This window comes from Amycolatopsis sp. NPDC049868, from assembly GCF_044461365.1.
Classification (GTDB): domain Bacteria; phylum Actinomycetota; class Actinomycetes; order Mycobacteriales; family Pseudonocardiaceae; genus Amycolatopsis.
This window is the reverse complement of the sequence record NZ_JBITKV010000010.1, coordinates 184,661-207,784: the sequence shown is the minus strand read 5'-3', so window position 1 is coordinate 207,784 and position 23,124 is coordinate 184,661. Positions and strand designations below refer to the sequence as shown.

General features: G+C 69.4%; 21 protein-coding genes. 8 read left to right on the top strand and 13 right to left on the bottom strand.

From position 1 onward, the window contains the following. The first annotated feature begins 5 nt into the window (after positions 1–5). Positions 6–530, top strand: a complete 525-nt coding sequence (locus ACIBTM_RS33610) for a GNAT family N-acetyltransferase (RefSeq protein ID WP_395881164.1) — start codon at positions 6–8, stop codon at positions 528–530. Between the two features lie 212 nt (positions 531–742). Here the strand turns inward: ACIBTM_RS33610 and ACIBTM_RS33605 are convergent, their stop codons facing one another. After that, positions 743–1,891 carry a CaiB/BaiF CoA transferase family protein gene (locus tag ACIBTM_RS33605; protein ID WP_395881163.1) on the bottom strand — a complete coding sequence of 383 codons (1,149 nt, stop codon included), beginning with the start codon at positions 1,889–1,891 and terminating at the stop codon, positions 743–745. Between the two features lie 27 nt (positions 1,892–1,918). Further along, positions 1,919–3,070 carry an acyl-CoA dehydrogenase family protein gene (locus tag ACIBTM_RS33600; protein ID WP_395881304.1) on the bottom strand — a complete coding sequence of 384 codons (1,152 nt, stop codon included), beginning with the start codon at positions 3,068–3,070 and terminating at the stop codon, positions 1,919–1,921. Positions 3,071–3,180: 110 nt separating this feature from the next. Between ACIBTM_RS33600 and ACIBTM_RS33595 the strand changes: the two genes are divergently transcribed. From ACIBTM_RS33595 to ACIBTM_RS33585, 3 genes are all read left to right on the top strand, one after another. After that, positions 3,181–3,789 carry a TetR/AcrR family transcriptional regulator gene (locus tag ACIBTM_RS33595; RefSeq protein ID WP_395881303.1) on the top strand — a complete coding sequence of 203 codons (609 nt, stop codon included), beginning with the start codon at positions 3,181–3,183 and terminating at the stop codon, positions 3,787–3,789. 103 nt (positions 3,790–3,892) lie between these two features. Then, a complete protein-coding gene (locus ACIBTM_RS33590; RefSeq protein WP_395881162.1) occupies positions 3,893–4,705 on the top strand; it encodes a hypothetical protein in 813 nt (270 codons plus the stop codon). A gap of 117 nt (positions 4,706–4,822) precedes the next feature. Continuing rightward, a complete protein-coding gene (locus tag ACIBTM_RS33585; protein ID WP_395881161.1) occupies positions 4,823–6,436 on the top strand; it encodes a succinic semialdehyde dehydrogenase in 1,614 nt (537 codons plus the stop codon). A 73-nt stretch (positions 6,437–6,509) separates the two neighbouring features. Here the strand turns inward: ACIBTM_RS33585 and ACIBTM_RS33580 are convergent, their stop codons facing one another. The 8 genes from ACIBTM_RS33580 to ACIBTM_RS33545 form a co-directional block, all read right to left on the bottom strand. Beyond that, positions 6,510–9,536: an AAA family ATPase gene (locus tag ACIBTM_RS33580; RefSeq protein WP_395881160.1), complete on the bottom strand. Its 3,027-nt coding sequence runs from the start codon at positions 9,534–9,536 to the stop codon at positions 6,510–6,512. 63 nt (positions 9,537–9,599) lie between these two features. Beyond that, positions 9,600–9,812 carry a hypothetical protein gene (locus ACIBTM_RS33575; protein WP_395881159.1) on the bottom strand — a complete coding sequence of 71 codons (213 nt, stop codon included), beginning with the start codon at positions 9,810–9,812 and terminating at the stop codon, positions 9,600–9,602. Positions 9,813–9,976: 164 nt separating this feature from the next. Continuing rightward, positions 9,977–10,186, bottom strand: coding sequence for a DUF397 domain-containing protein (locus ACIBTM_RS33570; RefSeq protein WP_395881158.1), 210 nt, complete (start codon positions 10,184–10,186; stop codon positions 9,977–9,979). 51 nt (positions 10,187–10,237) lie between these two features. Then, the gene (locus ACIBTM_RS33565) at positions 10,238–11,116 is read right to left on the bottom strand and encodes a helix-turn-helix domain-containing protein (RefSeq protein WP_395881157.1); all 879 of its coding nucleotides are present in this window, start codon (positions 11,114–11,116) and stop codon (positions 10,238–10,240) included. Positions 11,117–11,576: 460 nt separating this feature from the next. Continuing rightward, positions 11,577–12,476, bottom strand: coding sequence for an acyl-CoA thioesterase II (gene tesB / locus ACIBTM_RS33560; protein WP_395881156.1), 900 nt, complete (start codon positions 12,474–12,476; stop codon positions 11,577–11,579). A gap of 159 nt (positions 12,477–12,635) precedes the next feature. After that, positions 12,636–14,060: a pyruvate kinase gene (gene pyk, locus ACIBTM_RS33555; protein ID WP_007033718.1), complete on the bottom strand. Its 1,425-nt coding sequence runs from the start codon at positions 14,058–14,060 to the stop codon at positions 12,636–12,638. A gap of 110 nt (positions 14,061–14,170) precedes the next feature. Further along, entirely contained in the window at positions 14,171–14,836 is a 666-nt protein-coding gene (locus ACIBTM_RS33550; RefSeq protein ID WP_395881155.1) for a DUF2461 domain-containing protein, read from the bottom strand. A 73-nt stretch (positions 14,837–14,909) separates the two neighbouring features. After that, the gene (locus tag ACIBTM_RS33545) at positions 14,910–16,130 is read right to left on the bottom strand and encodes a glycoside hydrolase family 18 protein (RefSeq protein WP_395881154.1); all 1,221 of its coding nucleotides are present in this window, start codon (positions 16,128–16,130) and stop codon (positions 14,910–14,912) included. A gap of 164 nt (positions 16,131–16,294) precedes the next feature. Here ACIBTM_RS33545 and ACIBTM_RS33540 point away from each other — a divergent pair, with 164 nt between their 5' ends. Next, the gene (locus tag ACIBTM_RS33540) at positions 16,295–16,603 is read left to right on the top strand and encodes an ArsR/SmtB family transcription factor (protein ID WP_395881153.1); all 309 of its coding nucleotides are present in this window, start codon (positions 16,295–16,297) and stop codon (positions 16,601–16,603) included. On the opposite strand, the gene ACIBTM_RS33535 is transcribed toward ACIBTM_RS33540, so the two are convergent. Further along, positions 16,597–16,938 (bottom strand): winged helix-turn-helix transcriptional regulator, encoded by a 342-nt coding sequence (locus ACIBTM_RS33535; RefSeq protein ID WP_395881152.1) that lies wholly within the window; start codon positions 16,936–16,938, stop codon positions 16,597–16,599. The genes ACIBTM_RS33540 and ACIBTM_RS33535 overlap by 7 nt on opposite strands. A 104-nt stretch (positions 16,939–17,042) precedes the next feature. On the opposite strand from ACIBTM_RS33535, the gene ACIBTM_RS33530 reads away from it, so the two are divergent. Both ACIBTM_RS33530 and ACIBTM_RS33525 read left to right on the top strand, forming a co-directional pair. After that, positions 17,043–17,513 (top strand): group II truncated hemoglobin, encoded by a 471-nt coding sequence (locus ACIBTM_RS33530; RefSeq protein ID WP_395881151.1) that lies wholly within the window; start codon positions 17,043–17,045, stop codon positions 17,511–17,513. Positions 17,514–17,549: 36 nt separating this feature from the next. Next, positions 17,550–18,992 (top strand): aromatic amino acid ammonia-lyase, encoded by a 1,443-nt coding sequence (locus tag ACIBTM_RS33525; protein WP_395881150.1) that lies wholly within the window; start codon positions 17,550–17,552, stop codon positions 18,990–18,992. A 12-nt stretch (positions 18,993–19,004) separates the two neighbouring features. Here ACIBTM_RS33525 and ACIBTM_RS33520 read toward each other — a convergent pair whose 3' ends face one another. Both ACIBTM_RS33520 and ACIBTM_RS33515 read right to left on the bottom strand, forming a co-directional pair. Continuing rightward, positions 19,005–20,504 (bottom strand): amidohydrolase family protein, encoded by a 1,500-nt coding sequence (locus tag ACIBTM_RS33520; RefSeq protein ID WP_395881149.1) that lies wholly within the window; start codon positions 20,502–20,504, stop codon positions 19,005–19,007. Positions 20,505–20,637: 133 nt separating this feature from the next. Next, on the bottom strand, positions 20,638–21,663 hold the full coding sequence (locus tag ACIBTM_RS33515) for a 6-phosphofructokinase (RefSeq protein WP_395881148.1): 1,026 nt from the start codon (positions 21,661–21,663) through the stop codon (positions 20,638–20,640). 283 nt (positions 21,664–21,946) lie between these two features. Between ACIBTM_RS33515 and ACIBTM_RS33510 the strand changes: the two genes are divergently transcribed. Continuing rightward, positions 21,947–23,023, top strand: a complete 1,077-nt coding sequence (locus ACIBTM_RS33510) for a 3-deoxy-7-phosphoheptulonate synthase (RefSeq protein ID WP_395881147.1) — start codon at positions 21,947–21,949, stop codon at positions 23,021–23,023. Positions 23,024–23,124: the final 101 nt, after the last annotated feature.

The window sequence follows — 23,124 nt, the reverse complement described above, 5'->3', positions numbered from 1 at the left end:
GCCGGATGACAGAAACCGGAGTCGCGCTCAGACCGGTGTCCGAAGAAGACCTGCCGATGCTCGAAGCGCTCACGAACGATCCACGGGCCGCGGGCCCGTTCGAGTGGCACGGCTGGCACGACCCGCATTTCCTGCGCCGCCGCTGGTCCGAGACCGGCATGCTCGCGGCGGACAACGGGATGCTGATGATCGAGCTCGACGGGCAGCGGCTCGGTTTCGTCTCGTGGCACAAGACCAGGACCGGCTCGACGTCGTACTGCTGGAACGCCGGGCTCGTGCTCATCCCCGAGGCACGTGGCCACGGCTACGGGACCGAGGCCCAGCGGCAGCTGGTCCGGTACCTCTTCGCGCACACGCAGATGAACCGGGTCGAAGCGTCGACGGAGGTCGGCAACGTCGCCGAGCAGCGCTCCCTGGTGAAGGCGGGCTTCACCAGGGAGGGCGTGCTGCGCGGCTACGGGTTCCGGGACGGGGCCTGGCGCGACCACGTCCTCTATTCGGTGCTGCGGTCCGATCTCGACGTGGGCTGAAAGCGGGGCCTGAGTGGCGATTCGGGCTCGGGCCAAGGGTGTTTTAGGTACCTACTGAACTTTGGGTGCGACCTTCACCATGCCCAGTACATGAAGGCCTCCTTCCTTGCGCCAGGCGCAAGGAAGGAGGCCTTCATGTACTTCAGCTGCCCAACCCAGCCGGGGCCGAAGGCTCCCTTCGCCGCATCAGTCGCGGGAAAGTCCCCTTCAGCTCACGCGATGGTGCCCGCGGCCCTGAGCCGTTCGATCCCGTCGGCGTCCACGCCGAGTTCGGCGAGGACCTCGGCGGTGTCGCCGCCCTTGGGCCGCGGCGGTTCCGGCGTGTCGGCCGGTGTGCGGTCGAACCTCGGCGCGGGAGCGGGCTGCAGCATGCCGCCGACGTCGACGAACGTCTTGCGCGCGACGTTGTGCGGATGCGACGGCGCCTCCTTCGGGGAGAGCACCGCCGTCAAGCACGCGTCGGTGCCCTCGGCCTTCGCCACCAGTTCGTCGCGGGTGTGCTTCGCGACGGCCTCGGCGACGATCTTGCGCAGCTTCGGCCACTCGTTCTTGTCGACGTGGACCGGGGTCTCCTCGGGGTCGAGCCCGAGCACCTTCACCAGATCGCCCCAGAACCGCATCTCGATCGCGCCGATGGCGACGTATTTGCCGTCGGCGGTCTCGTAGGTGTCGTAGAACGGCGCGCCGCCGTCGAGCATGTTCTCGCCGCGCCCGCCGGACCACAGCCCGGAGTCCAGCAGTCCGTGCAGGCTGGTGGTCAGCAGCGCGGCACCGTCCACCATGGACGCGTCGACGACCTGTCCCTTGCCGGACGTCTGGCGTTCGAACAGCGCCGCCAGCACGCCCATCGCGAGCAGGAGGCCGCCGCCGCCGAAGTCACCGACGAGGTTGAGCGGCACCACCGGCCGCTGCCCGGCGTGCCCGATGGGTTCGAGCGCGCCGGAGATGCCGATGTAGTTGATGTCATGCCCGGCGACGGTCGCCAACGGGCCGTCCTGGCCGTAGCCGGTCATCCGGCCGTAGACCAGCCGCGGGTTGCGGGCGTGGACCTGCACCGGTCCGATGCCCATCCGCTCGGCGACACCGGGACGGAAACCCTCGATGAGCACGTCGGCGTCGTCGGCGAGTTTCAGCACCAGTTCGACCCCCTCGGGGGTCTTGGTGTTGATCCCGATCGACCGCCTGCCCCTGGCGAGCGGATCGTTCGGGAACCCGATGACGTCGTTGCCGGGTGTCGCCCGGTCGATCCGGACGACCTCCGCGCCGAGATCGGCGAGGATCGTGCAGGCGAACGGCGCCGGGGCGAGCCCGGCCAGTTCGACGACCTTGAGCCCGCTCAGCGGGCCGGCCTTCTTCGCCACGTCTTTCCTTCCTGCGCCAACGGTTTCCTACAGCGTGCGGGAGATGATTTCCTTCATGATCTCGCTGGTGCCGCCGAAGATCCGGGAGATCCGGATATCGGCCCACGCGCGCGCGATCGGGTACTCGGTCATGTAGCCGTAGCCGCCGAAGAGCTGCAGGCAGTCGTCGACGACCTTGTTGACCCGTTCGGTGGTCCACAGCTTCGCCATCGCCGCTCCCTGCACGTCGAGTTCCTTGCGCAGATGCCGTTCGATGCACTGGTCGAGGAAGGCACGGGACACCGCGGCCTCGGTCGCGGCCTCGGCGAGCTTGAACTTGGTGTTCTGGAAGTTGTAGACCGGACGGCCGAAGGCCTGGCGGTCCTTGGTGTAGGCGATGGTCTGGTCGATCGCGGCCTCCATCCCGGCGACCGCGGTGACGGCGATGATCAGCCGTTCCTGCGGCAGCTGCTGCATGAGCTGGATGAAGCCGAGACCTTCCTGGGCACCAAGGAGATTGGCCACGGGGACGCGGACGTCGTCGAAGTTCAGCTCCGCGGTGTCCTGGCCCTTGAGGCCGATCTTGTCGAGGACGCGGCCGCGGCTGAAGCCCGGGGTGTCGGTTTCGACGGCGATCAGCGAGACACCCTGCGCGCCCGCGTCCGGGTCGGTCTTCACCGCGACGACGACGAGGTCGGCGTGGAAACCGTTGGTGATGAACGTCTTCGCGCCGTTGATCACGTAGTGGTCGCCGTCGCGTACCGCGCGGGTCTTGATGTTCTGCAGGTCCGAACCCGTGCCGGGTTCGGTCATCGCGACCGCGCCGACCATCTCGCCGGAGGCGAACTTCGGCAGCCACGCCTTCTTCTGCTCCTCGTTCGCGTACTCCAGGATGTAATGCGCGACGATTCCATTGTGGACGGTGACGCCCCAGGCGCTGTCGCCGGACCGGGCCTGCTCTTCGTAGAGCACGGCCTCGTGGGCGAACGTGCCGCCGCCACCGCCGTACTCCTCCGGGATGGACAGTGCGAGCAGGCCGACCTCGCCCGCCTTCGTCCACAGCTCGCGGTCGACCTTCTTCTCGGCCGCCCAGCGCTCCTGGTTCGGCACGAGTTCCTTCTGGCAGAAGGTCCGGGCGAGATCCCGGAGGTCTTCGAGCTCCGTCGTGCTCCACGAACTCTTCTGGATCTGCAAGGGCACGGCCAACGCCTCCTGATCGAACCTGGAAAACATGACGCTTAGGATGTAAGTTCTATTCGGAATGTACATCCGTACCGAGCTGCACGTAAAGGGGGCTGGATCCGGTGAGTGTGCTCGGCAGGACCCATCGCACCCAGGCCGAGCGACGGGAGCAGACCCGCACCGCACTGCTCGACGCGACCATCGACTGCCTCGTCGACCTCGGTTACGCGCGCACCTCGGTGCAGGAGATCTGCGCCCGCGCCGGTGTCTCGAAAGGCGCCGTGCAGCACCATTTCTCCGCGAAGGCCGAGCTCATGGCCGCCGCCGTCGCGCATCTGACGGAGAAGCTGCGCGGACGCCTCGCGACGTCGATCTCGGAGCTCCCCGGCGGCGCCTCGGGGGTCGCGGCGGCGATCGACCTGCTGTGGGAGGGCTACTCGGGCACGCTGTCCACGGCCGCCACGGAACTGTGGGTCGCGGCGCGCACCGACCCCGAACTCCGCGAGGCGATCCGCCCGGTCGACCGGGCGCTGGGCCGCTCGACGCTGGAGCACGTCACCGCGGTCGCCGGCGATCTCCCGAAGGAACGCGCGGAGATCCTCTTCTGGCTGACCGTGAACCTCACCCGCGGACTGGCACTGGACGCCGAACTCGGCGGTGATCCCCAGCGGCGGCGGCAATTGCTCGACGAGTGGAAGCGCGTCGCGGTCATGTTGTACGAGGACACCTCCGCGTAGCACGCGCGAAAGTCCTTGACCAGAGCACAGGTGACACTTATCTCCTCGGCCGATTCGTGATGGAATTCCTTGCTGGCCAACAAAACCGGCGGAGGAGCCGATCATGAGCGCGCCGCAGCAGCAGCCGTACCAACCGACTGGCCCGTTCAGCGCAATCCCGCCGTCCGCCGCGCCGCGCCCGCCGTCCGACGCGCGGCTCCCTCGCCTTTTCGCCGCGATGATGGGGGTTTTCGCCGGCCTGCTGGTACTTCTCGCGACTTTTCTCCCGCAGTCGACGTACGAACAGATTTCCGAGGGCAAGCCGGTGTCGAAATTCGCCGAAACCGGCTGGACGCGGACCTTCGACATCGAACCCTCGGCCGAAGAGAAGGAGTTCTACGACAAGACGCATGTCGCCCGCTACGGCATCCCGCTGTCGGCCGCCGCGCTGACACTGTTCGCGGGGGCGGCGGTGGGTTTCGCCACGTACCGGCGGAGTTCGACCTCCATCGCCGCGACGACGTCGAGGACACTGCTGGTCGCCGGCGGGGCGGGGACCGCGATCGGCGTCTGGATGCTCGGCATGGACATCTCCGCGAGCCTGAGCTTCGGGCAGGACACCGGCCGCTTCGTCTCGCGTTATGGGACCGGCAGCGGTTTTTGGATCCTGCTCGCGGGCGGGCTCGTGGCGTTGCTCACCATCGGACTGGCGATCGTGGCCAACCGGCGTGAACCGGCGCCGCCTCGGCAAGTCCCTTACCCGGTCGCCTACACCCCTTACGCGCCCGGCGTCCCCCAGCAGCAGTATCCGCGGCAACAGCAGCCGCAGCCCTACGAGCCGCCGTCTCCCCCGACACCACCCGCGGGGTCCGCGTTGCAGCAGCAGGACATCCTGCGCCCGTCGCCGGACAACCCGCCACGACCCGACAATACGTGAAACATATTCATATCAGCGGTGCACGGTCTCCATACCGGCAGTATGCTGTACTCGTCGGTAACACCTGGGCTCTGCGTGGCGCCTCCCCGGCTCCGCGCGGCATGGAACGGAGACGGCATGACGAGCACGACACCGGCGAGCGCGGGCAACCACACCGAAGGGCCGGCCACCATCGGCGACGTCCCCGGCGCCCCCGCCATGGCGAGGGCGGAGCGGCTCGTGCGCCGGGTCGTGGGCGGCGCGGATTCGGCTCCCGTCCAGATGCGCGCACCCTTCACCGGGCAGCCGATCGCGACCCTCCCCCAGGCCACCGACGCCGACGTCCGCGCCGTGTTCGACCAGGCAAGGGAAGCTCAGCGCGCGTGGGCCGAGCGGCCGGTCGAAGACCGCCAGCGCATCCTGATCCGCCTGCACGACCTCGTCCTGAAGCGCCAGGAAGAGGCGCTCGACCTCGTGCAGATCGAGGCGGGCAAAGCCAGGATGGACGCCTTCGACGAGGTCAGCGCCACCGCCCTCGTGGCCGCCTACTACGGCAAGCACAGCGCGAAGTTCCTTTCGCCGCGCCGCGCCGCCGGGCTGATCCCGGTGCTGACGAAGGTCGGCGAGATCCGGCACCCCAAGGGCGTCGTCGGGATCATCTCGCCGTGGAACTATCCCCTCGCGCTGACCGCGATGGACGTCCTGCCCGCGCTCGCGGCGGGCAACGCCGTCGTGCAGAAACCGGACAACCAGACCGCGCTTTCGGCGCTGTGGCTGCAGGAGGTCGCCGAGGAGGCCGGGCTGCCCGCCGGTGTCTGGCAGATCGTGCTCGGCCGGGGCTCGCGGATCGGCGACGCCCTGGTCGAAGAATCGGACTATCTGTGCTTCACCGGATCGACGCCCACGGGTAAGGGGCTCGCCGCGAAGGTGGCGGAGCGGCTGACGAGCTACTCGCTGGAACTCGGCGGCAAGAACCCGATGATCGTGCTGCCCGACGCGGATATCGCCAAGACCGCCACGGGCGCGGTGACCGCGTGCTTCTCCTCCGCGGGGCAGCTGTGCGTCTCGGTCGAGCGCATCTACGTCCACGAGTCGATCCGCGAGGAGTTCACCCGCGCCTTCGTCGCCAAGACCGCCGCGCTGCGGCTCGGCGGCGCCCTGGATTACCAGGCACAGATGGGATCCCTGACCTCCGAGGCCCAGCTGGAGACGGTGTCGGCGCACGTCGAGGACGCCCGGTCCAAGGGCGCGAAGGTGCTCACCGGCGGCAAGGCCCGGCCCGACCTGGGCCCGCTGTTCTACGAGCCGACCGTGCTCACCGACGTCACCGAGGACGTCAAGCTGTTCGCCGAGGAGACTTTCGGGCCGGTCGTGTCGATCTACGGCTACACCGACGTCACCGACGCGATCGAGCGCGCCAACGACACGAAGTTCGGGCTGAACGCGAGCGTCTGGTCGCGCAACGGCCGGGCGGGCTGGGAGGTCGCGGCGCGGCTGAAGGCCGGGACCGTCAACGTCAACGAAGGCTTCGCGGCGACCTTCGGGACCGTGGGCCTGCCGATGGGCGGGATGAAGGAGTCCGGAGTCGGACGGCGCAACGGCGCCGAAGGGCTGCTCAAGTACACCGAGGCCCAGGCGATCGCGGTGCAGCGCGGGATGCCACTGCGCCCCGGCAAGGGAATCCCGCCGAAGCTGTGGGCGCGAGGCCTGAGCGCGGGCCTGAAGGCCCTTCGCCGCCTCCCCCGCCGCTGACCCCCTTCCGCATTTCGTCCTCTGAACGCGGTACTTGCACACGCAAGGAACGCATTCAGAGGACGAAACGCGGCTAGGAGGAAGAAGACGGCGCGGCCAGCAAGCCCCGGTCGTAGGCGATCGCGACGGCCTCGGCCCGGCGGCTCGCGCCGAGTTTCGCCATCACGCGCGAAAGGTGGACGCTCACCGTCTTCTCGCTGATGTACAGCTCCTCGCCGACCTGCCGGTTGGTCCGGCCGAGCGCGACACGCTCCAGCACGTCGCGTTCGCGATCGGTGAGCGGGTCGACGACGTCACGCCGCGGCGCCACGGCCTCTCCGGGGAGCTCGACGCGCGCCCGGTGGCTGAGCTCCCGGACGGCTTCACGCAGCGGGCAGGCGCCCAGCCGATCGGCCACGGCGTGCGCGGCCAGCAGCTCCGACGCGGCGAGCGCGGTGTCGCCGTCCGAGGCCAGCAAGGACTTCGCGTGCTGCAGGCGGCACATGGCCTGCTCGTACACCGCGCCGTACCCGAACGCCTCGACCGCCTTCGCCCACAACTCGGGATCCCCCGCGCCGCGCAGGCAGGAGCCGAGCGCCTCCAGCCGGGCGAGCCACGCCAGCGCCTCCGGGCCCAGCGACACCGAACGCGGGATGCCGTGTTCGGCGCAGTGACGGCCGTGGGCGAGCAGCTTCTCGCCGGCTTCCACCGCGGCCTCGGCCGTCGCCAGATCGCCGCGCACCCGGGCTGCGGCGGCCTGGGCGACGGCCGCGGTGAGGCCGTGCACGCTGATCCGGATCCCGCCGAGCAAAGCGGGTTCGACCTCTTCGAGCCAGTCGATCAGTTCCCGCGCCTGCCGCACCGCGCCCGCGTGGTCGCCTCGCCACGACGCGAGCTGGATCGCGGCGTCGGCCGAAGCGAGCGCGATCGAGTAGTCCGCGCTCCAGTGCTGACGCAGACTCGGCAGGATCTTGTCCGCGTCCGCGAACCGGCCGCGGCCGACGACGAACTGCGCCCAGATCCCCAGGAAGCGTCCGGCGACGACACTCGACACCCCGCGGCCCGCGCGGCCGGCGTCGTCGTCTTCCGGCCAGTCCCCGCTGACGTACCGCAGCGTGAGGTGTTTGGTCCGCAGCTCGATACCGAACGAGCTCCAGGTCAGCCCGGTCTCCTTGGCCCGCTGGATGCCCTTGGCGTAGTACTTCAGCGCGGACCGGATCTCGGCCCGGTCGTCGTAGCTCAGCCCGAGGAAGTGCAGCGCCCGCAGCTCACCGTTGAGCGCGCCGGAATCCCTGGCCTTCCGCTCGGCCTCGCGCAGCCGCTCCCGCGCCAGCTCGACGTCGCCCGCCGAATCGGCCAGCGTCCCGAGCGAAACCAGCGCCGCCGCCTCCGCCCCGCCCGCACCGACCGCTCTGGCGTCGGCGACCGCGGCCAGCGCGCACTGCAGCGCCTCGTCGTGCCTGTCGATCAGCCGCAGGATCCCGGCGCGGGTGGCGAGCACCCAGGCCCGCGCGGCACTCGCCTCGGTGTGTTCGACCAGCTCCCAGGCCTTGTCGATCGCCTCGACGACCTCGTCGAGCGTGCCGTCGACCGACAGCAGCGCCTCCGCGTGCCGTCGCCAGACCTTGGCGGCCCGCTCGTTGCCGGTGTCCGGGCCGAGGGCCTCGGTCGCGGACCGCGAATAGGCGACCGCGCGCTCCGGCTCCCCCGACGTGCTCGCGAAATACGACGCCTCGTGCAGGAGGCGCAGCTCGTCCACGTCCGACGGCCGGTCCGCCGCGGGCACGGCGTCCCAGATGGACAGTGCCTGCTCGACGTGCCGCAGCGCGGAACCGGGCGCGCCCAGCTTCTCCGCCTCGTCCATCGCGCGCAGCAACGCGGCCAGCGCGGAGACGAAATCCTTGCTCTCGAGGCTGTGGTGCGCGAGCCGCGCCTGCTGGCCGCGGCCCTGTGCCCGGTCGCGGATCCGCGCCGCGTACGCCGCGTGCATGCGCACCCGCTCCCCCGGCAGCAGGTCGCCGTACACCGCTTCCTGCAGCAACGCGTGGCGGAAGGTGTAGAAACCGTTCTCGATCACCAGTACGTGATGCTGCACGGCCTCGCGCAGCGCCTCGTCGAGTTCGAGCTCGTCCAGCCCGGAGATCTCGGCGAGCGCGGCGTGCGCCACCGCGTCCTTCGCGACCGAGACCACGCGCAGCACCCGGCGCGTGATCTGGGAAAGCTGCTCCACCCTGGCGAGGAGGACCTCGGCCAGCCCGGCGGGGAGTTCACGGCAGTCCTTCGCGGACGCGAGCAGCTCCTCGACGAAGAACGGATTGCCCTCGGACCGGGCGACGATGTCGGCGATCATGTCCTGGCCGATCGGCTCGTCGGCCAGTGCCTCGACGAAGGCGCGCGCGTCCTCGGCGCCGAACAGCTTGACCTCGACGCGTTCGACCGCGCCCAGCCGGACGACCTCGGACAGCAGCGCCCGGAGCGGATGCCGCCGGTGGACGTCCTCTTCGCGGTAGCTCGCCACCACCAGCAGCCGTTGGGTGCGCAACCTCGTCAACAGGAAGGACAGCAGGTTCCGGGTGGAACCGTCGGCCCAGTGCAGATCCTCCAGGAGGATCACCACGGGCCGGCGCTGAGCGATGACGGTCAGCACCCCCAGTACCGCGTCGAACAGCTGGAGCTGGCCGAGGTCCTGCTCGGGACCGAGCCGTTGCGTCGACACCCGTTCGCTCGCGGTGAGCTGACCGTCTTCGATGGCGGGGTAGTCCTCCGCCTGCTGCATCTGCGGGAGCAGCCTGCCCAGCGCCGGCCGGGCCCGGACCGCGGCCGTGACCGCGGGATCGGAGGTCGTCGCCAGCGGCGCCAGCGCCTCGGCGAACGGAAGATAAGGAAGACCGCCCTCGTGGACGTCGATACAGCGCCCGGTGAGCACCAGGGCGCCCGCGCCCGCGGCGTACTCGCCGAGCGCGGTCAGCAGGCGGGTCTTGCCGACGCCGGCGTCACCGGAGAGCAGCACCGCGCCGGCCTCGGCCCGTTCGGCACGGGCGAAGGCGGCGCGGAGCTGCCGCATCTCCTGTGTGCGGGCGACGATCGGGATTCCGGAGCCAAGACGGGGCACGAGGTGCATTCTTGCCTACCGGGCCGACAACTTCGCCTGTGTTTTCGCCGAGAGCTTCATCGCACTCGACCTCTACCGGGTGATGTCGCCGCTGCGGGCGGGCACCTGCCGGGCCTCGCGGCGCTCCTGGGCGGGCACGTGGACCTCGGCGCGCTGCGCGCGGACCCGCTTGCTCGCCCGGCGAGCCCGCTCGACCCACACGCTGCGGCCGGCCCGCTGGAGCTCTTCCCGCCGGTACTCGATCTCGGCCAGTACGCCGGTGAGAAGGGCGTCGTTCGTATTCATCACTGTCTCCCCTTAGGAACTTCACTGCCTTGTTGGTAATGAAGAGATTCGTCCTGAGGGGTGCCCTGAGGCATCGGGTGATCACCTACACCCGGACGTGATTCGACCCCTTACGCCGGCCCATCCCCTGCTCGGGGGGCGTAAGGGGTCGAGTTCGTAGGTATCTAGCCGTGATCCGGGCCACTCGCGCGCACAGCACCGAGCAGCCCGCGCCAAGCCTGCGGCGAGAGGCGGAAGGCACCTCCGTCAGGGTCCTTGGAGTCCCTCAACGCGGCACCGGAACCGGTGAAGGCGACCTCGACACAGTCGTTGCCGCCACCGCTGTGGCTGCTCTTGAACCACCGGGCCTGGGAAAGGTCATCGTTGGGCGTCATGCTCCCCACTCCTTACTCGTTCTCCAGGGACTTCGAGCACTCCGAGTCCCGTTACTGCGGTGTCTCCGGAAGGGCCGCCTGTTCGGCGAACCTCCCGGCGGCCTCGGCGATCACCTCGACCGAGTCGTCCGGCTTCAACGCGGCGGCACGCAGATGGTCGAACATCAACGTGTATCGCCGGACGTCCGGGGGTTCCTCCAGATAGAGCCCGCTGGAGGTGCTGTCGACGTAGACCACGTCGGTGTCGGCCAGTTCGGGGAAGCCCATGACGAGGAACGGACCCTCCATCCCGGGATGGGCACCCGCGCCGAACGGCACGATCTGGACGGTGACGTTCGGCTGGGCCGCCATCGTGACCATCCGGTACAGCTGTTCCGCCATCACCTCGGGCCCGTCGACCACGCGGTGCAGGACCGCTTCGTCGATGACGGCCCAGTACTCCGGGGGCGAGGGGTCGGTCAGCAGCTCCTGCCGCGCCATCCTCGCCGCCACCCGGCGCCTGATCTCGGCGTCCTCGGCGTCGGGCCGCATCGCCCTGATCACGGCCTTGGCGTAGCGCTCGGTCTGCAGCAGCCCCGGCACCAGCAGCGCCTGGAACGCCCGCAGCGAACTCGCGTCCGCCTCCAACCCGACGAAGGTGCCGGTGAACACCTCGTTGTACGCATGCCACCAGCCGCGTTTACGGGCTTCCCTGGCCAGCTGGACGAGCGCTTCCTGCTCGTCACCGGCGATGCCGTACAGCTCGAGCATGTCGCGCGCGTCGCGCGGGGTGACGCCGACGTGCCCCGTCTCGATGCGGCTGACCTTCGACGCCGAGCATTCGAGCTTCTCGCTCACCTCGTCGATGGTGAGGTCGGCCGCTTCGCGCAACCGCCTCAGCTCGCTCGCCAGCCGCCGGCGGCGCACGGTGGGCCCCTGACCCCTCGTCATCACGGCACCTCCACAAGCTGTCCGAGCACCAACGATCGCGACACGGCGAGGAGAACAGTGTTCAGTAACCCCGCACGAAGCACATCTAACCAGCCCGAGACACATTCGGTGAGATGGTCACACGACCATTTTCACCCACGCCCCGACTTTCATCCTGCAATTTGCAGATTGCCGTTGTAGGTTGAGCATCGTGCAACGCGGTACGCCCGCCTCACCGGCGTCAGCGGATCCGCTCGCGGCACGGGCGCGGGGTCGCGAGCTGCACCGATGGGTTTCGGAAGGATACCCGTCGAAGCCGGATTCACCCCCGGTGCAGGGCCGGAGCCGTCCCCCGATCGGTTCCGGCCCTCCCTTTATGTCCACACCCATTCGGTAATACTCTGGCTCCAGATGTTAATTCGTTTCACCATTCCCTCTAAAGGGTGGACAAGACGGCATCTTCGATGCGGAACGTCACCGTTCACACGACTCGGAGAAGCCCTTCCTGAACGACGGTGGCGATATGCGTTCCGTCCGCGGCGAAGAACCGGCCGGTCGCCAGCCCCCGGGCACCCGACGCCGTCGGCGACGCGCTGTCGTAGAGGAACCACTCGTCGGCCCGGAACGGGCGGTGGAACCAGAGCGCGTGGTCGAGGCTCGCGCCGAGCACCTTGTCGAGATCCCAGTAGACGCCGTGGCGCGCGAGGACCGAGTCCAAGAGCGTCATGTCGGAGGCGTAGGTCAGGACACAGACGTGCAGCAGCTGCTCGTCCGGGAGCTTGCCGTCGGCCCGCATCCAGACCTGGTTCCTGGCGGGCCGGTCGCCCGACTTCCTGGTCACCCACGGCGGATCGTTGACGTACCGCAGGTCGATCGGACGCGGCCGGTCGAGATGGCCCATGAAATAACCCTCGGCCCGTTCCTGCAGCGTCGGGAGCGACTCGGGGGCCGGGACGTCCGGCATGGCCTCGGAATGCTCGATACCGCCCTCGTCCTTCTGGAACGAGGCCGACAGGGAGAAGATCGCCTTGCCGTGCTGGATGCCCACGACGCGGCGGGTGGTGAACGAGCGGCCGTCGCGGATGCGGTCGACCTCGTAGACGATCGGGACGCTCGGGTCACCGCCGCGGATGAAGTACGCGTGCAGCGAGTGGACCTTCCGCTCCTCGGGGACCGTGCGGCCGGCGGCGACCAGCGCCTGCCCCGCGACCTGCCCGCCGAACACCCGCACCGGTGAGTGGGCCGGTGAGACACCGCGGAAGATGTTCTCCTCGATCTTCTCCAAGTCCAGCAGCGCGACCAGCCGGTCGAGCACGGGCTGGCCGCCTACTCCGCCGGCGTTGTCGAAACCGGCCGCGGCTTCCCTGGCCATCTCAGTCATGACCTGAACTTTAGGCCGTAAGGGTGCCTTGGGCCCGGGTGAGGCGGGACGTTTGTCGCGAAGGCCACCTTCGGGACACCTGGGACGCTAGGAACGGTCCGTTCCTTGCGAAATTTGCAAGGAACGGACCGTTCCTAGCGTTGGCAGGGGCGGCGGGGGTCAGGCGTGGTCGTCCTCGCCGAGGCGGTGCACCCGGATGAGGTTGGTCGACCCGACGGTCCCGGGCGGGGAACCGGCCACGATGACCACCAGATCACCCTTGGCGTACTTGCCCATTTCGAGCATCGCGTGGTCGACCTGCTGGATCATCTGGTCGGTGGAGCCCACCTTCGGCACGATCCGTGTCGTGGTGCCCCAGGTCATCGCGAGCTGGCTGCGGACGCTCTCCTCCGGCGTGAACGCCAGCAGCGGCAGCCGCGTGTGCAGCCGCGCGAGCCGGCGGACGGTGTCACCGGACTGTGTGAAGGCGACCAGCGCCTTGGCGTTCAGCCGCTCCCCGATGTCACGGGCCGCGTAGGAGATGACGCCGCGCTTGGTGCGCGGGACGTGCGACAGCGGCGGGACGACCGGCGAGTCGGTTTCGACGGCTTCGATGATCCGGCCCATGGTCTTGACCACGTCGATGGCGTAGCGGCCGACGCTGGTCTCACCCGAGAGCATGAGCGCGTCCGCGCCGTCGAGCACCGCGTTGGCGACGTCCGAGGCCTCGGCGCGGGTCGGGCGCGAGCTGTTGATCATCGATTCGAGCATCTGCGTCGCGACGATGACGGGCTTCGCGTTCTCGCGGGCGATCTGGATGGTGCGCTTCTGCACCAGCGGGACCTGCTCCAGCGGGAGTTCGACACCGAGGTCACCGCGGGCGATCATCACCGCGTCGAAGGCGAGCACGATCGCTTCGAGGTTGTAGACCGCTTCGGGCTTCTCGATCTTCGCGACCACCGGGAGGCGTCCCTTGCCGACGCGGTCCATCACCTGGTGGACCAGGTCGATGTCGGCGGGCGAGCGGACGAACGACAGCGCGATGAAGTCCACGCCGAGTTCCAGCGCGAACTCGAGGTCTTCGATGTCCTTTTCGGACAGCGCCGGCACGGAGACGTCCATCCCCGGCAGGGAGACGCCCTTGTTGTTGCTGACGGGGCCGCCTTCGGTGACCTCGCAGACGACGTCCGGGCCCTCGACCTGCTTGACCACGAGGCCGACCTTGCCGTCGTCCACGAGGAGACGGTCGCCGGGCTTCGCGTCGTCGGCGAGTCCCTTGTAGGTGGTCGAGACGCGGTCGTGCGTGCCCGCGACGTCCTCGACGGTGATGCGCACGATGTCGCCGTTGTGCCACTCGACCGGCCCGCCCGCGAAGGTGCCGAGACGGATCTTCGGCCCCTGGAGGTCGGCGAGGATGCCCACCGCGCGGCCCGATTCGGCGGCGGCGGTGCGGATGAGGTCGTAGACCTGCTTGTGGTCGCTGTGCGTCCCGTGGCTGAAGTTCATCCTCGCGACGTCCATCCCGGCGTCGACGAGTTGCCGCATCTTCTCCGGCGTAGCGGTCGCGGGGCCCAGGGTACAAACGATCTTCGCGCGTCGGCTCACGTTCGCACAGCGTAGTCCCTCATCGCGAGTACGTCTGTACCGATACCGAAAGTTCAAGAAAAGTGTCAGTTGACCTGGGCGAGCGGGAACCGCCGAACCCGGTTCGGCGGTTATCGGCGCGGCTTCTCGCTGGGGCCGACGCGATCCCGCGCCCATTCGTTGAACACGCGGACCTGCCGCCACGCCTTCCGCACCCGGTCGAGGGCGCCGCGTTCGTGCAGGATGTCGTCCGGCTCCCAGCCGCGGACGGCGTACACCGAGCGGTACTTCAGCAGGTCGATACGGGGATGGTCCTCGGCGAAGCCGCGCGGCTTCGATTTGAGCCTGTCCCCCTTGACCTCCCAGCCCGCCTTCTCCAGCTTCGCGAGGATCTTGGCGAGCTCGGCGCCCCGGAGTTCGGTGTCGACGGCCTTGCGGAAGCGGGCGAGCTGATCGGACTCGAAGTGGAAGCAGCCGCCGCCGACGCGCAGCCCGGCCGGGCCGACCTCGACGTAGTACGCGCCGCCGCCGCGGCCCTGCTCGATCACCGCGCCGCAGTGGGTCTTGTACGGCGTCTTGTCCTTGGCGAACCGGACGTCGCGGTACGGGCGGAAGACCTTGCCCTCGCCGAAGCCGTCGCCGAACTCCGGGACCAGTTCCGCGAGCAGCGCCTCCATCGGGGCGCGGACGTCGGTCTTGTACGTGGCGAGGTTCGCGTCCCAATAAGACTTGGAGTTGTCCGCTTCGAGACCGTCGTAGAAGTCGATGGCGTACTCGCCGAAACCCTCGAAACCCATGCGGTGACCGTAATCCCCGCCACCGACAGAAGCGCGTGAAGGGGGCCTTCACGCGCTTCTGCCGGAGAGAGGCTTACTTGGCCAGTGCGGTGATCAGCTCACCGTCGGCCGTGTCACCGGACAGCTCCCAGAAGAAGGCGCCGCCGAGCCCCTGGTCCTTGGCATAGGTGACCTTGCCGCCGATGGTCGCCGGGGTGTCGTAGCTCCACCAGTCGCTGCCGCATTTGGCGTACGCGGTGCCCGCGACGGTGCCGGTGGCCGGGCAGGTCGTCTTCAGGACCTTGTAGTCCTGGATGCCCGGCTCGGTGCCCGCCGCCGGACCTGTCGCGGTGCCGCCCGGGGCTTCCTGGGTGACACCGGTCCAGCCGCGGCCGTAGAAGCCGATGCCCAGCAGCAGCTTGTTCGCCGGGACGCCCTTGCCCTTGAGCTTCTGGATCGCGGCGTCGGAGTGGAAGCCGGCGGTCGGGATGCCCGCGTAGCCGGTCAGCGGCGAGTGCGGGGCCGTCGGGCCTTGCGCGGCCCAGGCGCCGAAGTAGTCGTAGGTCATGACGTTGTACCAGTCGAAGTACTGCGCCGCGCCGCCGTAGTCCGCGGCGTCGATCTTGCCGCCGTCGGTGCCGTCCGCGGTGATCGCGGCGGTGACCAGCTTCGAGCCGAACTTCTCCCGCAGGGCCTGCGCGAGGTTCTTGATCGCGGCCGCGCCGCTGGTGTCACACGAGAGACCGCAGGCGTTCGGGTACTCCCAGTCGATGTCGATGCCGTCGAAGACGCCGGCCCAGCGCGGGTCGTTGACGAGGTTGTAGCAGGACTCCGCGAACTTGGCGGGGTTCTTGGCGGCCTCGCCGAACCCGCCGGACCAGGTCCAACCGCCGAACGACCACAGCACCTTGAGGTTCGGGTACTTGGCCTTGAGCTTCTTCAGCTGGTTGAAGTTCCCGCGCAGTGCGCCGTTGTCCCAGCTGTCGGCGACCCCGTCCACACTGCCCGCGGCGTCGTAGAACTTGCTGGTCGCCGCTTCGGCGTCACCGAGCGCGCAGCCGCCGTTCGTCACGTTGCCGAACGAGTAGTTGATATGTGTCAGCTTGCTCGCCGAGCCCGACGTGTCGATGTTCTTCACATGGTAGTTCCGCTGGTAGACGCCCCATTCGGCGAAGTACCCGAGTACCTTGCCGACCGAGGCCTCCGCCGCTTCCGGCGCGGCGGTCGCCTGCTGCGCCGGAGCGGCGACGGCCAGCGCGCCGAGCGCGACGGCCGCGGCACCCACGATCGCGGTGAGCCTGAACGAACGGGACATGCGTTCTCCCTTCACGGTCACCGGCGGTGACGAGAGGACTGCGGCGGGACACGCACAAGCTAAGTGGACTAGACCACTCCGTCAATGGTTCAGACCAAGACTTTCGGATGGACATTTTCGAACATTCCTTGACGGAAATATGCCGCACGGGGCACATTTCCCGGATGATGCAGACTTTCGAGATCCTCGCCGAGCCGCGGCGGAGGACCATCCTCGACCTCTTGCGCGACGGCGAAAAGTCGGTCAACCAGCTGGTCGAGGTCCTCGAATTGAGCCAACCGGCCGTATCGAAGCACCTGCGCGTCCTACGCGAGGCCGGTCTGGTCACCGTCCGCGTCGCCGCCCAGCGCCGGTGCTACCGGCTCCGCCCGGAACCGCTCGCGGAGGTCGACGCCTGGCTCGCGCCGTACCGCCGGTTCTGGGAAGGACACATCGACGCGCTCGAACGGCACCTGGACGACGACAATCAGTGAATAGGTAACGGCTCGAACGTGATGCCGCAGTCGGCCGCGCGCCGCGTCCCCCAGTCGTAGAGCGCCTGGAGTGCGGGCCGTAACCGCTCCCCCTCCTCGCTCAGCCGGTACTCGACGTGCGGCACCCGGCCCTCGCGGCTCTCCCGGAGCACGAGGCCGTCCGCCTCCAGTTCGCGCAGATGCTGGGTCAGCATCTTCTCGCTGACGCCCGGCATCCGGCGCCGGAGTTCGCCGTACCGGTGCACTCCTTCCTTCAAATGCGCCAGGATCACCGGCTTCCACTTGCCGCCGATGACGTCGACCGCGAGTTCGACCGCGCAGTGGTACCGCTTCATCGCCGCTCTCCTTGGCACGCACCGAAAAGTAAGCGGTTGTCCCCGGCGATCCGGGGTGGTTGCCTTGCCGGACCGGAAGATCATCGCCGCTGGGAGGACCTTACGTGACCGAGACGCCGACGTTGTACGAATGGGCCGGCGGGCTGGCCGCCCTGCGCAGGCTGACCACCGTGTTCTACGGCCACGTGCTGAAGGACCCGTTGCTGGAGCCGGTCTTCCGCCACATGGACCCCGGCCACCCCGAGCACGTGGCGGTCTGGCTGGCCGAGGTGTTCGGCGGGCCGGAGACCTACAGCGGCGAACACGGCGGTCACCGGCACATGGTCGGACGGCATCTGGGCCGGGCCATCACCGAGGAGCAGCGCCGTCGCTGGGTGAACCTGCTCTTCGACGCCGCCGACGAGGCCGGGCTCCCGGCCGATCCCGAGTTCCGCTCCGCGTTCGCCGCGTACGTCGAATGGGGCAGCAGGCTGGCGGTGATGTTCTCCCAGCCCGGCCGCGAGGTCACCGTTCCCGAGCCGATGCCGAAGTGGGACTGGGGTAACCGCCCGCCCTGGCAGCCGCCGTCGGACTGAGGGCGCATAGTGGGGCGGTCGTGAAAGGAGGCCGCCGTGATCCGGGTGGACGGCCGGACCCTGCGCTGCGCGGACGTCGTGACCGCCGCGAACACCGAGGGCCCGCTGAGCATTGACGTTTCGATCGCCGCGCTGCGAGGCGCGGAAAGCGCGTGGAAGCTCGCCGAAGAACTGAGCACCCGCCGGATCGTCTACGGCCGCACCACCGGCGTCGGCGCGAACAAGGAGGATCCGGTCGGCGAGGGCGAGTCGCCGGATCACGGGCTGCGGCTGCTGCGCAGTCACGCGGGTGGCAGCGGCGACGTCATGGCCCCCGGTCAGACCAGGGCGATGATGCTCATCCGGCTCAACCAGCTGCTGGCCGGACGCGCCGGGCTCAGCCCCGACCTGATCAGGGCACTGGCCGAGGCGGTGCGGACCGGGGCACTGCCGCTCGTGCACCGGCTCGGCGCGATCGGCACCGGCGACCTCGCTCCGCTCGCGGAGACCGCGCTCGCCCTCACCGGCGAACGGCCATGGCTGGCCGGCGGTGTGCCACCGGTGCCGGTCCAGGCGGGCGACGCGCTCGCGTTCATGAGCAGCAACGCCGCGACGCTGGCCGAGGCGACCCTCGCGGCGATGCGGCTCGACACGCTGACGCGGGCGAGTCACGTCGTCGCGGCACTGACCTACATCGCGCTCGACGGGAACCCGGAGGCGTACGCGACCCCGGTGCACGAAGCGCGTCCGCACGCCGGGCAGGTCGCGTGCGCGGCGGAGATGCGGCGGCTGCTCGGGATGGAGGGGACACCCAAACCGGGCAGGCGTATCCAGGACCCGTTCGGGCTCCGTGCGTTCCCGCAGGTGCAGGGGCCCGCGCTGGACGCGATCCACTACCTGCGCGACGTCCTCGCGGTGGAGATCAACGCCAGCACCGAGAACCCGATGATCTCGACGGTGCACCAGGACGCCTATCACCACGCGCATTTCCACACCGCCTACGTGTCGACCGCGCTCGATCAGGTGCGCGCGACCGTCCACCAGGTCGCCGAGCTGTCGGTGGCCCGGCTGGGTGATCTGGTGGAGCCGGAGTTCACCGGGTTGCGGCCGTTCCTGGCGGCCGGGCCTTCGGGCAGCTCGGGCGTGATGATCCTGGAGTACGTCGCGCACGACGCGCTCACCGAACTGCGGCAGGCCGCGCTCCCGGCGACACTGGGCACCGCCGTCGTCTCACGCGGGATCGAAGACCACGCGAGCTTCTCCACCCAGGCCGCGCGGGCGGCGACCGCGGCCGGGGCGGCGTACCAGCAGGTGCTGGCGTGCGAACTGGTCGCGGCCGTCCGGGCGCTGCGGATGCGCAAGGCCGAGCTCGTCTCCCTTCCCGCGCGCGACGCCTACGAGACCGCCGCGGCCGTGCTCGACCCGAGCGTCGAGGACCGGCCGCTCACCGACGACATCGCCCGTGCCGTGTCCCTTTTGGACACCCTCGCGCGCGTCTGACCCCACGGGAGGTCAGCAGCACGTGCGGAAGGCGAGGGACCGGAGCCGGGCGTTCGTCGCCGCCGGCCGGTTCGCGGCGGCCTCGACGGCGTCGAGCATCCGCCGTCGCTCCGCCTTGTCGAGAACCCGGCCTCGGGTGATCACCGTGTCGATCTTCGCGATATTGCGGATGTCCGCGGCCGGGTCCGCGTCGAGCAGCACGAGGTCCGCCTCCTTCCCCACCACGACCGTGCCCGACGTTGCTTCCCTGCCAAGGAACTTCGCCGCGTCGGCCGTGACGGTCTTCAACGCCCGCACCGGTGAGAGCCCGGCCTCGACCAGGAAGGCGAGCTCCTCGTGCAGCCCGCTGCCGGGGAAGGTGTACGGATTGAGGCAGTCGGTGCCGCCGATGAGCCCGACGCCCGCTTCGTGCGCGACGCCGACCAGCCGCAGCGTCTCCTGGTAGTACCGCTCCTGGAGGGCGATGTCCGCCGGGGTCTTCGGCGCGAAGCGTTCGATGCCCATGGCCCAGCTCTCGCGCACGTCGGCGGGTACGTATTTCAGCCGCGGGTCCCGCTGATGGGTTTCGGCGGGCTGTGTGACGACCCGGTTGATCGTCAGCGTCGGCGAGTGCCAGGTGCCGTTGCACCGCAGCCGCTCGAAGTAGGCTCGCGCCACACCGCGGTCGTACGTGCCGACCGACTCGAACTCCAGCCGCCGAGCCAGGTTGAAGAAGTCCCGCGGCGCCGCGGGGTCGTAGGGCGTCGTCTTCAGCCTGGCCAGGATCTCGTCGCGCCGGGACGAACAGTGGATGGACACCCCGAAGAAATGCTCGAGGCTGTGCTGGCCGAGGTCGCTCGCCTCGAGGTGGGACAGCTTGTACGGCCAGTGCCCGGAGAACCGCAGGCCCTGGGCGCGGGCTTCGTCCGCGACCGCGCGCACGGCGACGGGCGAGAGGTAGGAGTAGGTCTTGACGAGTTCGGCGCCCGCGGCCTTCTCGGCGCGGACGACGGCGCGCGCTTCGGCTTCCGTCGAAACCTGGAGCACCGGCGGGCCCAGGAGCGTGACCGGTCCGTCGACGATCCCGCTCGCCAGCACGACGCGCGGGCCGAGCAGCTCACCGCGTTCGATCTTGCCCTTCGTGGCGCGGTTCTCCGCGTACCCCCACATTTCGCGGACGCCCGTGACGCCGTGCGCGAGGTGCAGTGGCGGGACGATGTCCTCAAGGTCCGCGCCGTGGGTGTGCATATCCCACAGTCCCGGGACGAGGTACTTGCCGCGGCCGTCGATCACCCGCGCGCCACCGGTTTCCGGCACCGGGCCGGAGCCGACCCAGGCGATCCGGTCGCCGACGAGCACGACCGAGACGTCACGCCGAGGGGCCGAACCCGTGCCGTCGATCAGCGTGACCCGGGAGATGACGACGATCGCGCCCGTTTCCGCGGCGGCCGTACCGGGCAGCAGCCCGGCGAACGCCACCCCGGTCCCGCCGGCGGCCAGCCACCTCAGGAACTCGCGCCTGCTGGACCCCATGAGCACCGCCGCCCTTCCACCCTGATCCCCCAGGTGGCCGATTCAACTCGCCACGATGGCGGGGCCGCAAGCAAAGTGAAGGCCCCTTACCCGAGGTCAGCACGATGTAAGGGGCCTTCTCCTGAATCAGGGCTCAGCCGAAGAAGACCTCGGCCTCTTCGTACCGCTCGACCGGGACGGTCTTCAGTTCGGCGGTCGCCTCGGCGAGCTTGACGCGGACGATGTCCGTGCCGCGCAACGCCACCATCACGCCGAAGTCGCCGTCGGCCACGGCGTCGACGGCGTTGAGGCCGAACCGGGTGGCGAGCACGCGGTCGTACGCCGTCGGGGTGCCGCCGCGCTGGACGTGCCCGAGCACGACCGCACGGGATTCCTTGCCGGTGCGGGCGGCGATCTCGTCGGCCAGCCAGGTGCCGATACCGCCGAGCCGGACGTGCCCGAAGGCGTCCTTCTCACCGGTCAGCAGCTTCTCTTCGCCGCCCTCGGGCAGCGCGCCCTCGGCGACCACGATGATCGGCGCGTACTCCTTCTCGAAGCGGCGCTCGACCCACGAGACGACCTGGTCGACGTTGAAATGCCGCTCCGGCACCAGGATCACGCTCGCGCCGCCGGCGAGGCCGGAGTGCAGCGCGATCCAGCCCGCGTGCCGCCCCATGACCTCGACGACCAGCGCGCGGTGGTGCGACTCGGCCGTGGTGTGCAACCGGTCGATGGCCTCGGTGGCGATCGAGACGGCCGTGTCGAAGCCGAAGGTGTAGTCCGTGGCGCCGAGGTCGTTGTCGATCGTCTTGGGCACCCCGACGACTCCGACGCCGTCGTCGGTGAGCCGCTTCGCGACGCCGAGGGTGTCCTCGCCGCCGATCGCGATCAGCGCGTCGACCTGCTGATCGGCGAGCACCGCCTTGATCTTGTCGACCCCGCCGTCGACCTTGTACGGGTTGGTCCGCGACGAGCGCAGGATCGTGCCGCCGCGGGTCAGGATGTCTTCGACGTCGTTCAGGCCTAGCGGACGGCTGTCCCCGGTGAGGGGGCCGTTCCAGCCGTTGCGGAACCCGACGATGTCCCAGCCGTGCACCTCGATGCCCTTGCGCACCACAGCGCGGATCACCGCGTTGAGTCCCGGGCAGTCGCCACCGCCGGTCAGCACACCGACACGCATGAGAAGCCTCCGTCTTGTGTTCCGTAGAGATGACAGTCACATGTCCCGATGCCAGCGTAGCGGCAGTTCTCTGGATCGGTGCAGGGCGGACCACCTCGGAAATCGGTCCGCGTGGCGGATGTGCTAGCTTGGCCCCGTGCAGCGCTATTTCTGGTTTACGAAGCCGGCCCCGGGTGGGCACGGCGGCGTGAACCTGCGCTGACCTCCACCCCGAGCCGGATTTCACACCGGCTCGGCGAGTTCCCGCGGGTCGGTATCCCTTTCGAAAGGAACCAGACCCGCGATGTCTCCCTCCGCTGACACCCTGATCGCCCTCGACGGGCACCGCACGGCGGCCATCAATCCGCTGCTGTCGCCCGCGATGCTGCGGCACGAACATCCGATGACGGCGGAAATCGCCGATACCGTCCTAACCGGGCGGGCCTCGGCCGTCGACATCCTCGACGGCCGGGACGACCGGCTCCTCGTCGTCGTCGGGCCCTGCTCCGTGCACGACGCGGACGCCGCGCTCGACTACGCCCGCCGCCTCGCCGCCAAGGCCGAAGAGCACCGCCGCGACCTGCACATCGTCATGCGCGTGTACTTCGAGAAGCCGCGGACCACGCTCGGCTGGAAGGGCCTGATCAACGACCCCGGTCTCGACGGCACCTACGAGGTCAACCACGGCCTCCGGATGGCGCGCAAACTGCTGCTCGACATCTCCGCGCTCGGCCTGCCGGTGGGCTGCGAATTCCTCGACCCGATCACCCCGCAGTTCATCTCCGACACCGTGACCTGGGGTTCCATCGGCGCGCGGACCGCGGCGAGCCAGGTACACCGGCAGCTGTGCAGCGCGCTGTCGATGCCGGTCGGGATCAAGAACTCGACCGAGGGCGACGTCCAGGTCGCCGTCGACGCCACCCGCGCGGCCGGTGCGAGCCACGTCTTCGCCGGGATCAACCCCGACGGGCTCGCCGCGCTCATCACCACCGCGGGCAACGAGGATTGCCACGTCATCCTGCGGGGCAGCTCCGCCGGCCCGAACTACGACCCCGCGACGGTGGCCGACACGCTGGCGCGGCTGGCGAAGTCGGGGCTGCCGGAACGCGTGATCATCGACGCGAGCCACGGCAACAGCGCGAAGGACCACGTGCGGCAGGCTGCGGTCGTCCGGGAGCTCGCCGGGCGGATCGGGGCCGGTGAGCGGGGCATCGCCGGCCTGATGCTGGAGAGCTTCCTGGTGGAAGGGCGCCAGGACCTGACGCTCGGCGAGGCGGCGTCGCTGACGTACGGGCAGTCGATCACGGACGCCTGCCTCGGGTGGGAGACGACTGCCGAACTGCTGGACATCCTCGCCGAGGCCGTCGACTCGCGGCGCTGAGCCCGTCCCGAACGCTAGGAACGGTCCTTTCCTCGCAAATTTTGCAAGGAAAGGACCGTTCATGGCGTTCGTGGGGTGCGTCGCCTCGCCGCTGGCCCTGG

Bases quoted from the DNA above. Each gene is read 5' to 3' on its own strand.
- ACIBTM_RS33610 (WP_395881164.1), top strand. From the start codon at position 6: ATGACAGAAACCGGAGTCGCGCTCAGACCGGTGTCCGAAGAAGACCTG.
- ACIBTM_RS33535 (WP_395881152.1), bottom strand. From the start codon at position 16,938: ATGAAGCGGTACCACTGCGCGGTCGAACTCGCGGTCGACGTCATCGGC.
- tesB (WP_395881156.1), bottom strand. From the start codon at position 12,476: ATGACTGAGATGGCCAGGGAAGCCGCGGCCGGTTTCGACAACGCCGGC.
- ACIBTM_RS33580 (WP_395881160.1), bottom strand. From the start codon at position 9,536: ATGCACCTCGTGCCCCGTCTTGGCTCCGGAATCCCGATCGTCGCCCGC.
- ACIBTM_RS33565 (WP_395881157.1), bottom strand. From the start codon at position 11,116: ATGACGAGGGGTCAGGGGCCCACCGTGCGCCGCCGGCGGCTGGCGAGC.
- ACIBTM_RS33520 (WP_395881149.1), bottom strand. From the start codon at position 20,504: ATGGGGTCCAGCAGGCGCGAGTTCCTGAGGTGGCTGGCCGCCGGCGGG.
- ACIBTM_RS33585 (WP_395881161.1), top strand. From the start codon at position 4,823: ATGACGAGCACGACACCGGCGAGCGCGGGCAACCACACCGAAGGGCCG.
- ACIBTM_RS33575 (WP_395881159.1), bottom strand. From the start codon at position 9,812: ATGAATACGAACGACGCCCTTCTCACCGGCGTACTGGCCGAGATCGAG.
- ACIBTM_RS33515 (WP_395881148.1), bottom strand. From the start codon at position 21,663: ATGCGTGTCGGTGTGCTGACCGGCGGTGGCGACTGCCCGGGACTCAAC.
- ACIBTM_RS33510 (WP_395881147.1), top strand. From the start codon at position 21,947: ATGTCTCCCTCCGCTGACACCCTGATCGCCCTCGACGGGCACCGCACG.
- ACIBTM_RS33570 (WP_395881158.1), bottom strand. From the start codon at position 10,186: ATGACGCCCAACGATGACCTTTCCCAGGCCCGGTGGTTCAAGAGCAGC.
- ACIBTM_RS33590 (WP_395881162.1), top strand. From the start codon at position 3,893: ATGAGCGCGCCGCAGCAGCAGCCGTACCAACCGACTGGCCCGTTCAGC.
- ACIBTM_RS33545 (WP_395881154.1), bottom strand. From the start codon at position 16,130: ATGTCCCGTTCGTTCAGGCTCACCGCGATCGTGGGTGCCGCGGCCGTC.
- ACIBTM_RS33550 (WP_395881155.1), bottom strand. From the start codon at position 14,836: ATGGGTTTCGAGGGTTTCGGCGAGTACGCCATCGACTTCTACGACGGT.
- ACIBTM_RS33540 (WP_395881153.1), top strand. From the start codon at position 16,295: ATGATGCAGACTTTCGAGATCCTCGCCGAGCCGCGGCGGAGGACCATC.